At 69.8% G+C, this 10,249-nt stretch carries 9 protein-coding genes and 1 pseudogene; 7 read left to right on the top strand and 3 right to left on the bottom strand.

Annotated features, from left to right (window positions below; translation table 11 throughout):
• On the top strand, positions 1-577 hold a 577-nt coding region (locus tag ABR571_RS17165; RefSeq protein WP_409454426.1), incomplete at its 5' end, for a class I SAM-dependent methyltransferase.
• A 171-nt stretch (positions 578-748) separates the two neighbouring features.
• Entirely contained in the window at positions 749-1,657 is a 909-nt protein-coding gene (locus tag ABR571_RS17160; RefSeq protein ID WP_409454425.1) for a hypothetical protein, read from the top strand.
• A 17-nt stretch (positions 1,658-1,674) separates the two neighbouring features.
• Here ABR571_RS17160 and ABR571_RS17155 read toward each other — a convergent pair whose 3' ends face one another.
• Complete coding sequence (locus ABR571_RS17155) at positions 1,675-5,517, bottom strand: adenylate/guanylate cyclase domain-containing protein (RefSeq protein ID WP_409454424.1); 3,843 nt, start codon at positions 5,515-5,517, stop codon at positions 1,675-1,677.
• The gene (locus ABR571_RS17150; protein ID WP_409454423.1) at positions 5,514-5,789 is read right to left on the bottom strand and encodes a hypothetical protein; all 276 of its coding nucleotides are present in this window, start codon (positions 5,787-5,789) and stop codon (positions 5,514-5,516) included. Before ABR571_RS17150 ends, ABR571_RS17155 begins: the two co-directional genes overlap by 4 nt.
• A 257-nt stretch (positions 5,790-6,046) precedes the next feature.
• Here ABR571_RS17150 and ABR571_RS17145 point away from each other — a divergent pair, with 257 nt between their 5' ends.
• The 4 genes from ABR571_RS17145 to ABR571_RS17130 all read left to right on the top strand — a co-directional run bounded on the left by ABR571_RS17145 (position 6,047) and on the right by ABR571_RS17130 (position 9,571).
• Positions 6,047-6,229, top strand: coding sequence for a hypothetical protein (locus ABR571_RS17145; protein ID WP_409454422.1), 183 nt, complete (start codon positions 6,047-6,049; stop codon positions 6,227-6,229).
• Between the two features lie 92 nt (positions 6,230-6,321).
• Positions 6,322-7,089: a GAF domain-containing protein gene (locus ABR571_RS17140; protein WP_409454421.1), complete on the top strand. Its 768-nt coding sequence runs from the start codon at positions 6,322-6,324 to the stop codon at positions 7,087-7,089.
• 38 nt (positions 7,090-7,127) lie between these two features.
• Positions 7,128-7,886: a S8 family serine peptidase gene (locus ABR571_RS17135; protein WP_409454420.1), complete on the top strand. Its 759-nt coding sequence runs from the start codon at positions 7,128-7,130 to the stop codon at positions 7,884-7,886.
• Positions 7,886-9,571 (top strand): MFS transporter, encoded by a 1,686-nt coding sequence (locus ABR571_RS17130; RefSeq protein WP_409454419.1) that lies wholly within the window; start codon positions 7,886-7,888, stop codon positions 9,569-9,571. The genes ABR571_RS17135 and ABR571_RS17130 overlap by 1 nt, the downstream gene beginning before the upstream one ends.
• A 2-nt stretch (positions 9,572-9,573) precedes the next feature.
• Here ABR571_RS17130 and ABR571_RS17125 read toward each other — a convergent pair.
• Positions 9,574-9,804: pseudogene (locus ABR571_RS17125) on the bottom strand (methyltransferase); the annotation flags it as partial.
• A gap of 224 nt (positions 9,805-10,028) precedes the next feature.
• Here ABR571_RS17125 and ABR571_RS17120 point away from each other — a divergent pair.
• On the top strand, positions 10,029-10,249 hold a 221-nt coding region (locus ABR571_RS17120), incomplete at its 3' end, for a zinc-ribbon domain-containing protein (RefSeq protein ID WP_409454418.1).

The raw sequence follows: 10,249 nt of genomic DNA, 5'->3' as shown, positions 1-10,249 counted from the left end.
ATGTCGTGGAGATCGAGTTTCAGCTTCACCGGTCCATCTTCGCCGACCCCGCGCGAAAAAGCGGTCGCTGCGGCATCCTTTCCGGCATGACGGACGCGACGACCCTCGCCGTCCATCTCGACCCGCGTTCATCGAACCGAGCGAAACGGACGAGGTCCGACAGCACGACATTCTCGAGGGGCCGCCCGAGGCCGGTGCCTTCGACGTCGTCCACGCCCGCGCGGTCGTCGAGTGGGTAACCGACCGTCCGAAAGCCCTGGCGACCATGGTGGCCGCCCTCAAGCCGGGCGGCGTCCTGCTTGTCGAGGACGTCGACATCGAGCCCAGCCGCATCTGCTACCCGCCCAACGAGCTGCGGAGCGTGGCGATCGAGGCGTTCATAACGATCAGCGCCGCAGTGGGCGCAGACCTGGCGCTCGGACCGCAGCTGCAGGCCGAGGTGGTTACCGGACAGCGTTTCACGTCACCCGGATACGGACCGGGACCACTGCTGACTCCGCCCGCGACGCCCGGATCGTGCCCGTCATCTTCAACGACGCCGTCGGCACTCCTCGACCACGACCGCATTCGCCGGTGAGCACGGTGCGGGGGACCAAAGTCCGTCCCGGTTCCCCACTTCCTCTTGTACCGTCAGGGCAGCGCTGGGCTTGAACGACCTCCAAGCGGGTGAGTTCGCGGGCGCGAGACCGAGGGGGGCGCCATGATCGGAAGACTGCAAACCGGCCGCCGGCTCCGAATCGTCAGTGTGGTGAGCGCACTGTGGCTGCTGGTGGCATCGCTGTTCAGTGCCGTAGCGGCCCCCGCCGCGGCGACCGCGCTGCCGACGCCGACCCTCATCAGCGTGTCCGTGACGTCGAACTTCGTCGCGCCCTGCGCACCACCCACCTGCTCGGCGCCGCCGGTGCTGGTGGCACAGAACGCGGCATTCAACGTGACGATCACGCTGACTGGTGCCGGCGGCGCTCCGGCCGCCTTCACCAAGGACACCGCTCTTTCTCTGGTCGCTCCCGGCCCGGGTTCGCTGAGCCCGTCGAACGTGGTGATGCCGAGGGACACAAGCAGCACCAGCTTCCTCGTCGCGTATTCGACCGCCGCGAACGGCGTGACGGTCTCGGTGGCGCCCGGTAAGGGCAAGACCGCGATCCCGAGCGTGGGCAGCAACGCCTTCGACGTCCTGCAGTCGCTGCGGATCGCGCCCGCCTCGGCCAACAAACCGTTCCAGGACGGCACCGGCCTCAAGGACTGTCTGAGTACCGATGCGACTGACCCGATCTGCGCGCAGGTGGTGCTGTCCAACGGCTCGAACTCCAACGTCGTCTTGTCATCGGGTTCGTGCGCGGGGATCGGTTGCAACACGAAGGGGACCGTCTCGCAGATCATCGCTGACCTGGGTGGCCTCTACACCCGGAGCGCTCCGGCCGAGATGATCATTCACTGCTACCGCACGATCTGCGGCTCCGGCGGAGTCAACAAATACCAACCACTGGTCAGCCAGAGCGCGACCGGCACGCTGCAGCCGGCACCTGCCTGCCCGGCCAAGAACACCATCGGCGCCGGCCAAACCTCGTGCGTGGACTACGTGCAGAGCACTCGTCAAGGCGCCGACAACCTGCTGTTGTTCGTGTTGTTCCTGGACGACTTTCGCGCCAGCCTTTAGCGCAAGGGCCCGGTTGCTCAACCAGCGGCGCTGAGCAACCGCGAGAGATCGGCCGCCTCGACCGCGCCAAGCCGCTCGAGCACCGCACTCGACTCCTCAGCCATCGCCACCCGCCCGGCGTCGTCCAAACGCCACAGGACCAGCTCCAGCCGCATCACCATGGCCCGCTCGTAGCCGCCGTCATCGCTGCTGGCCAGCGCGAACGCAGTGTCCACCGCTTGTTCAGCCTCCTCGCGACGGTTGAGCGCGAGCAATGCCACCGCGCGCAACCGGTGCAGCAACCGCGACACCTCGTTGATCTGGGTGCCGGCGACGAGCAATGCGTCGGCCGCGGCCAGCGCCTCGGGGAAAGCGCCCGAGCGCAGGGTTGCCTCGACCAACACGGCGTCCAGGAGAACGATCTCGTGGTGCAGTCCGAGCGCGTCGAAGATCGAGCGTGCTTCGGTGAATAGCTCCTCGGCCGCGCTGAAGTGGCCCAACCCCACCCTGGCCCTCGCCTGCTCTCGTGAAGCCAGCGCCACCAGCTCCTGGTCGTCAACCGCGCGTGCGGTCCGGACCACTTCTCCTAACAGCGGTTCGGCCTCCGCGAAGCGGCCCTGCCGAATGAGCAGGTCACCCCGGTTGTACAAGGCGTTGCACTCGTTCGCCACATCCCCGATCCGGCCGAACGTCTCCGCGGCACGACCGAACATCTCGCCCGCGTCAGCCCATCGGCCGTCCCGGTGCGCGCCGATCGCCAGGTTGTTGGCGCAGTGTCCCTGACCGGCCAGATCACCCAGCGTCTCGTACGTGTACATCGCCATGGCACCGAAGGTGACGTCCTCCCGCCCGCTTTGCACGTAGGCCACATGCAAGGCGTTGTAAGCCATGGCCAGCGTCTCCTTGTCGCGGGTGAGCTCGGCCAGGCGCACGCCGCGTTCACACCAGCGCACCGCTTCGCCCGATCGGCCCTGCAGATAGCGCCCGAAGCCGTAGCGGATCACCAACCGGGCGCGGACTACCGCGGCGCGATCTCCATCGACGCCGTCCAGGAGTCGCAATCCGCGGGTCATCAGTCCTAGCGAGTGGGAGAACCGGCCGAGACGTTGATCGATTGAGGCCTCCTTCAGGGTCAGCGCGGCGGCGCCGGCCGGATCCTGGTCCCGGTTCGCCCGCGCTCGGCGGTACGCCTCGACCGCGTCCCGGCTGCGGCCGGCGAGCGCCCGCACGTCACCCAGTTCCTCCTGCACGTCGGCGACCTCGGCCGAGCTGAGGACGGGCGCCCGCAGCGCGGAATCGATGGCGCGCTCCAGGAACTCGCCGGCCGGCAGGTAGGCGTAACTGGCGTGCGCTCGGCGGCCTGCGAGGCGGGAGTACACCCAGGACTTCTCGAAGTGCCCGGCGTGAAAGAAATGCAGCGACAGCAATTCGGCCGCCGACTCCGGCTCGGCCAACGTCTGCTCAATCGCGTTGCCGACGCGGTCGTGCATCTCCCGTCGGAGGCGATACGGCAGACCCGCGTAGGCGATGTCGCGGATCAGACTGTGCCGGAACTCCCATTCGCCGTCTCCGGCCTCACGCAAGAACATGGCCAGCCGGGCAACGGCGCTGCCGTCACGCACGTCGGCGACGATGCCGACCCGGTCGGACAGCATCTCGGTGAGTGTCGACACGGCCAAGCGCGAGCCCAGCACGGCGGCGTAGCGCAGCAGCGCCCGGTCGTTGGGATCGAGGCGGTCGATCTGGCTGGTCACCACGTCCTCGACAGACTCGGGGAGCTCGGGCAGCGCTCCGCCCTGCGCCGTGACGTCGGCCAACGCCATCAGGAACAGCGGGTTGCCGCCGGCCCGCTCGGCGACCGCCGACATCGCCTGACGGGTCAACGGGGTCCGCTGGGTAGCCTGCGCCAATAGGTCGACCGAGGCGTCGTGAGTCAGCGGACCGAGCTCCATGCGCTCAATGTGGGCCCCAGCGGCTGACGGCGCGAAGCCGGATGGCTGGTCGCGCCGCAGCGTCACCACCACCCACGGCAGCTCTGCACATTCGCCCTCCAACCGGTGCAACAGGTCGACCGAGGCAGCGTCCATGAGATGACAGTTGTCGAAGATCAGCACGCTCGGGCCCGGCAGCAGCAACCGCAGGGTCTGCACCGTCACCTCCTCCAGCCTGGCTTTGCGGAACTTCTCCTCCAGGTCGCGCGTCTCCGGTGTGCTGCGCACCGGCACGCCGAGCGGAATGGCTACCAACGGCAGCCAAGGCAGCAGCTGCGGAGCGCCATGCTTGAAGCGCTCGGCGAGCTGCCCGGCGACGGCAACGTCGTCGCTGCCTGCGTCGACCTCCAGGGCCGCACGCAGCGTGTTCCGAAACGGCACGTAGGCCGTGCCGGAATCGTAGGCACCGCTCGGGCCCTCGACGACGGTGAGTCCGTCCACGCGAGTGCGCAGCTCGCGGATCAGCCGGGACTTGCCGATGCCCGGCTCGCCGACGATGTCCACGAACCGACCGTTGCCCCCGCGGGCTTGGGCGATGGCCGCGGCCAATGCGTCCAGCTCCGCTCGGCGACCGATGAACGTTCCTTCGCTGCCCTCGTCGGACGGGCCGCTCAGAACCGGCCCGACACGGACCGCATCCACCGGCTCGCGCTTGCCCTTGACCAGGAAGGGCTCCAGCGGCTCCGTCTGGAACACGGTCCGAGAGCGGGCGATGGTCGCCCGCGTGGCCAACACCTCACCGGGCTGGGCCTTGCCCATCACTCGCGCGGCCAGATTGATGGCGTCGCCCTTGACCGAGTAGGTGCGCCGGAAGTCCGGGCCGAAGTCGGCCGCGAACACGTAGCCCCGGTTGACCCCAGCCCGCAGCTGCAGGACTCCCGCCCGGCTGACGATCTGACGAACGGCCCGCAGCATGCGCTCCTCGTCATCGCCGAAGCTGCGCGGCGCGCCCGCGGTGAGCATGATCTTGCCGCCGTCAGAGTCGATGTCCGACTCGAACCAGGTCACCTCGTGGGCGGCCAGCGCTTCCTGCACATTGCGGACACACTCGTCCAACGCATCGGCCAGCCCAGCAGCGCCGACGCGGTCGACCAGCGCGTCAGTGCCGGAGAAGCGCACGAACGACACTGCGATAGGCCGATGCTCCGACTCCCCCGACGCCGCCAGCAGGTGGGCGCGGATATGCGGCGGCAACACTGATCCCACGTCAGCAGCCGTCGGTTCCCGGGCACGGGGCGCTAGGTCGTCCAGCGGCGGCGCGCCCCTCAACAGCCGTCCGCCCGCTACCTCGCCGCCGTGCAGCGACGCCGGCAACAGCGCTGCCGTAGCGGAGCTGACCGCGATCTGGCCGGCCCTGGCCACCGCCTCCATCTGCGCAGTGCGGCTGGCCGTCGGCCCGCTGACGATCAGCTCGCGGTGGATCGCCGGATCGCCGACCAGGAAGAACATGAACTCGCCACTGTGGATGCCCACGGACATACGCAAGGACACGTTGCCCGCCGAGGTGGACAGCCGGCTGACCTCCCGAAGCGACTGCTGCATGCGCACCGCCGAACGAGCGGCTCGGACGGCGTGGTCGGCGCCGTCGAAGAACAGCAGGACGGCATCACCGCCCCACTTGACGAGCTCGGCGCCGTCCGCACGCGCCACCCGCAACAGCGAGCCGAAGGTCGCGTTGAGCACGTCGCTCATCTCTTCGGCCCCGACGCGACCCTTGCGGGCCAGCCGCTCCGTGAGCTTCGTGAAACCGGAGATATCGACGAACGCCATCGACCCGTTCACGACGCGGAAGGTGTCCGACGGGCGTTGTGCGAGCCAATTGACCGCCAGTCTCGGGACATAGGGCGTCAGCGAGTCTGCGGCCACCTGCGACGGCGGCTGCGCTGTCATGGCCCTACACCCCCGAGAGCTGCAATCGGCGAGCCGCCGTAGCGGTAACTCGCCGGGAACCTGATCAACCCCGCCCCTCGCCAAGGATGCATGGCGGGGCCTGCCGCCGCTACCATCCGGGCCAGCAGCAACCGGACAAGCAGCGTCTCCGCGAGCTCGACCGCCTCGTCGAGCAGCGATTCCCTCCGGGCCGGGTCAGCGGCGGTGGACGGGTGAGCCGCCTCGTCGAGCAGGGCCAGCGCCAGGTGGTAAGAGGCGAGGCGCGGATCCACGTTGGTCCTCCGGGGTCCGGCGTCCTGCTCGACGCGATGTCGAGGCACGGTGGTGTGGCAAGTATGGGCCCCGGGCGCCCCCGATTGCCCCCCGAATGCCGACAGAAGGCACATAGTGGGCCCGGCACGGTCGCCCGGACAGCCTGTCAGGTGTATGACAGGACCTCTGTCGGCAGAACGACTGCGGGCAGCACGGATCAGGGGCAAGCTCACCTTCGCAAGAGCCCACCGGTTTCAGCCCGACGGAAGGACACACCATGAGCGACATCAACGACACCACTCCGGACGAGGACGTCGAGGGTCACGGCTCCCGGCCCCGCGCCAACGACAGCGACGACGACGTCGAGGGCCACGGCATCACCCGCCCGCAGGCCGGCTCCCGTCCCCGGGCCGCTGACGACGATGACGACGTCGAAGGCCACAGTTCGCGCCCACGCTAGTTCGCATCAGACACCCGCGCATTCGGAGGTCAGGATTCCCCCGAACGCGCGTCGGGTGAGTGAAAGTGGGCGCATGAACAACGCAGTGCGAAATGTCTGAGCCCGAGCTGGCGCACAACATCCTGCGCGAGCTCGGCGCTCTGGCGTCGGGCCTGGCCGACACGGTGGCGCCCCCCGCGCTGCGGGAGGGCACCAAGGCGATCACCGCGATCGCCCAACGCTTCTTCGCCGCCGCGGCATGCTCGATCGCCGTGGTCGACGACGAAGCCGAAGAGCTCGTGTACGTCGCGGCGTCGGGCGCGGGGGCCGACGCCGTGACGGGCATCCGACTGCCCATCGGTCGCGGCATCGCCGGTTGGGTCGCGCAGAGCGGCCAACCCATCGCCGTGTCCGACCTGTCGCGCGACACCCGCTTCGCGCGCGACGTCGCCGAGTCCACGTCGTACGTCCCGACTGCGCTGCTCGCCGTCCCCATAGAGGCCGACGACCGGCTGCTCGGGGTGCTGAGCATCCTCGACCGCGACGAGGCCCGGCCCGGCGCCGGTGGCGACCTCGAGGTCGCCGCGATGTTCGCCAGCCAGGCGGCGCTGGCCATCCAGGCCTCGAGCGCCTTCGCCGCCGCCGGCCGGGTCGTGCTCCGCGCCCTGGCCGAGGCCGCGGCCGATAACACCTCGCTCGCCGACTCGCTGACCGCCTCCGCGGCGACTGGACGCAATCCTGATCTGGACGAGTTCGCCGCCTTGCTGGCCGAGTTCTACCGGGCCGGGCCGGCCCAGCGCGCGCTGGGGATCCGGCTGCTGCGCGACGTGCTGTCCTTCGTCAACCGCGGAGGCGGAGGTCGACCATCAGCGAGTCGCTGAGACCGGCCTGGTCGGAACCGTTCAATCCCCCGCAGCCGGTGCCGGCCGGCGAGCTGCCGGTCACCGCTGCGTGGGCGTTCGACGACGCCGACGGGTCAGGCGTCGAGGTCGCCGTCGTCGACAGCGGGGCGGACTGGAGCCACCCGGACACCGCCGGCCCGTCCGCGCCCGGCGTGGCGCTGAGCTGGGACCGCGACGAGCAGCTCGTTGTGGCCGAGGAGGGCCCGCACGACGACCTGTACGGGCACGGCACCGCGTGCGCGGCCATCATCCGGCGCGCGGCACCGGCGAGCCGGATCACCAGCGTCCGCGTGTTGGGCTCGCGCCTGTCGGGCAAGGGGGAAGTGTTCGCCACGGGACTGCGCTGGGCCATCTCGCACGGCGCGCAGGTGGTGAACCTGTCCCTGTCCACCGGCAAGGACGAGATGTTCAGCCTGTTCCACGAGGTGGCCGACGAAGCCGCGCACGCGGGCGTCGTCCTCGTCTGCGCGATGAACAACGTCCTCGCGCCGACGTTCCCGTCCCAGTTCAGCAGCGTCATCTCGGTGGCCGCCTGCGACGGGGACGATCCGTTCCAGCTGCTGGCTAACCCGTCACCGCCGGCCGACTTCGGCGCACCGGGCATCGATCTCGAACTCGCCTGGATGGACGGCGGACGCATAGTCGCGACCGGCAACTCCTTCGCCGCCCCGCACGTGACCGGCCTCGTTGCCCGCTTGCTGTCCAAGCACCCGACACTCACGCCGTACCAGGTGAAGGCCGTGCTGCGCTCGGTCGCGGTCAACGCGGTGCGCTGATGGCGTCGAAGTTCGCGGCGACGTTGCGTCATCGCGACATGCGCTACGTCCTCGGCGCTTACGTCATCGACGACACCGCGTCGTGGGGCTACACCGTCGTCCTCGCCGCGTACGCGTACGGTCGCACCGGCTCGACCGGCTGGATCGCCCTGATCGCCTGCACGCGATGGATCGTCGGGCTGCTGGTGAGCGGATACGCCGGCGTGCTCGCCGACCGCTACGACCGGGCCCGGCTGATCGCGGCGTCCGGTGTGTTGTGCGGGATCGCCATGGTCGGTCTGACGATCGTCGTAGGTGCGGACGGACCGCTCTGGCTCCTGCCCGCGCTCTCTGCACTGGACACTGCGCTCAGCTCACCCGTCCGCCCGGCCACGGGCGCCCTCGTCCCCGACATCGTCGCCGAGGCGGATCTGATCGCCGCCAACGGCCTGTTCGCGATCCTCGAGAACGTCGTGATCGTCCTCGGCCCGGGCATCGGCGGCCTGTTGCTGCTCGCCGGCACCCCGGCCACCGCGATGGGGATCAATGCGGCGAGCTATCTGGTGTCCGCGGCGCTGTACCTACAGGTGCGGACGCGTTCGCGCGGCGACGCGGCCACCACCGGGGAGACCCGCATCGCGCAGTGGACCGCCGGCATCCGCGCGCTGGGCCGCACCAGCGCGACCAGGCTGCTGACCGTCTTCCTCGGCATCGCGGCGGCGGTGTACGGAGCGTCGATCGTCGTGTACGCCCCGCTGTCGATCAGCTTCGGCACCGGCGCCAAGGGGTACTCCTACCTGCTCGCCGCGTCGGCGCTGGGCAGCGTTCTCGCCGCCGTTCTCGCCGAGCGCCTCTCGGCCCGTACCCGGCTGGCCCCGCTCCTGGTCGGTGCCATCGTCGTCGAGGCGGTGCCCTTCTGGCTCAGCCACTACGTCCACCACGCGTGGCTCGGCGCTGGCCTGCAGGTGGTGTCCGGCGGCGGATTGGTCGTGCTGGACGTTCTCGCGATCACCGCCTTGCAGCGCGACTTGCCGCGCGCCGTGCTGGGCCGGGCGCTGGCCGCCACTGGCGCGGTCGCGCTGGCCGCAACCGTGGTGAGCAACCTCGCGGCGAGTGCGGTGATCTCGAGCGGCGGCCTGACGTGGGCACTCGCGCTCATCGGCATCGGCTTCCCCTTGATCGGATTGGCCTGCCTGCCCGTGCTGATCACGAACGACCGCGCCACCGCCGAGCACACGCGCAGCCTGCAGCCGACCGTCGACCTGCTGGAGCGCTTGGACCTGTTCGACGGCGCGAGCCACCGCGTGCTGGAGCAACTCGCCACCGGCGCGGTGGCCCGCACCGCCCAACCCGGCGAGGTGTTGATCAACCAGGGCGACGACGCGGACGCGCTGTGGCTGCTCGAGTCGGGCCGGGTCGGAGCTGTGGCGGGCGGGGTACCGCTGCCTGACGTCCTGGCGCCGGGGTATGTCGGCGAGCTTGGCTTGATCCACAACGCGCCGCGCTCGGCGACCGTGACGGTGCTCGAGCCGTCGGAACTCATCCGCATCGAGGCGAGCGACTTCCAGGACGCGGTCGGTGCGACCGCGACCTCGGCGTCGCTCATCAGGCTGTCCGGCGAGAGGCTGGCCCGGACCAACCGTCGTGATCCGGCACCTCCCGGCGCCGACACCCGCCCGAGGCCGGGACCAGGCCGGCCGCATTAGCGCTACTTGTACGCGACGCCCGCGCTGCCCGGACCGGCGAGCGGGATGATCTCGACCTCCCGGAACCCGACCTCCCGGCACCATCCGGCGAAGTCGCTGCCGGTGAAGTCGAACGCATCCCCGAACTCGATCAGCATGTTGAGCGACATCATCAAACCGAACGCGTTCTCGCGCCGCGCGTCGTCGATGAGGTTCTCGATGACGATGAACGCGCCTCCGTCGGGCAGGCCTTCCGCCTGCGACAGGCACCGTAACGGCACGGTCAACCGGGAGCGGCCTGCCGGGCGGTGCGCGGGTGAGTATGCGCGCGGTGCACCATGCGCGTCGACAAGGAAGCTGAGCCTTCGCCGGAAGTTGTCGCGTATTGAGCGGATCTACTCGGAAAAGGGGCCCATCGGGACCTGATATCGGACGTCGTTGCGGGCTAGAGTCCGGACGTGACGGCGGACCGATACTGATGACCTGCACCGCGTGCGGGGCGGCGTTGCTCGCCGGCGCGAAGTTCTGCGCCGAATGCGGAACGCCCGCCGTCGCCGCCTGTCGCGTGTGCGGCACCCAGCTGGGCCCCCCTGTCAAATTTTGTCCCGAGTGCGGCACCCCGGTGGCGGCCGGGGCGGCGGCGCCCCCGGAGCTCTCATCGAGCCATGGTGGACCGGTGGCCGAGCGGCGAGTCACGTC

This window comes from Jatrophihabitans sp. (genome assembly GCF_046262535.1).
Classification (GTDB): Bacteria; Actinomycetota; Actinomycetes; order Mycobacteriales; family Jatrophihabitantaceae; genus Jatrophihabitans.
Note: the sequence above shows the minus strand (reverse complement) of the source record. Positions and strands in the feature narration are given on the sequence as shown.

Bases quoted from the DNA above. Each gene is read 5' to 3' on its own strand.
- ABR571_RS17155 (WP_409454424.1), bottom strand. From the start codon at position 5,517: ATGACAGCGCAGCCGCCGTCGCAGGTGGCCGCAGACTCGCTGACGCCC.
- ABR571_RS17145 (WP_409454422.1), top strand. From the start codon at position 6,047: ATGAGCGACATCAACGACACCACTCCGGACGAGGACGTCGAGGGTCAC.
- ABR571_RS17140 (WP_409454421.1), top strand. From the start codon at position 6,322: ATGTCTGAGCCCGAGCTGGCGCACAACATCCTGCGCGAGCTCGGCGCT.
- ABR571_RS17130 (WP_409454419.1), top strand. From the start codon at position 7,886: ATGGCGTCGAAGTTCGCGGCGACGTTGCGTCATCGCGACATGCGCTAC.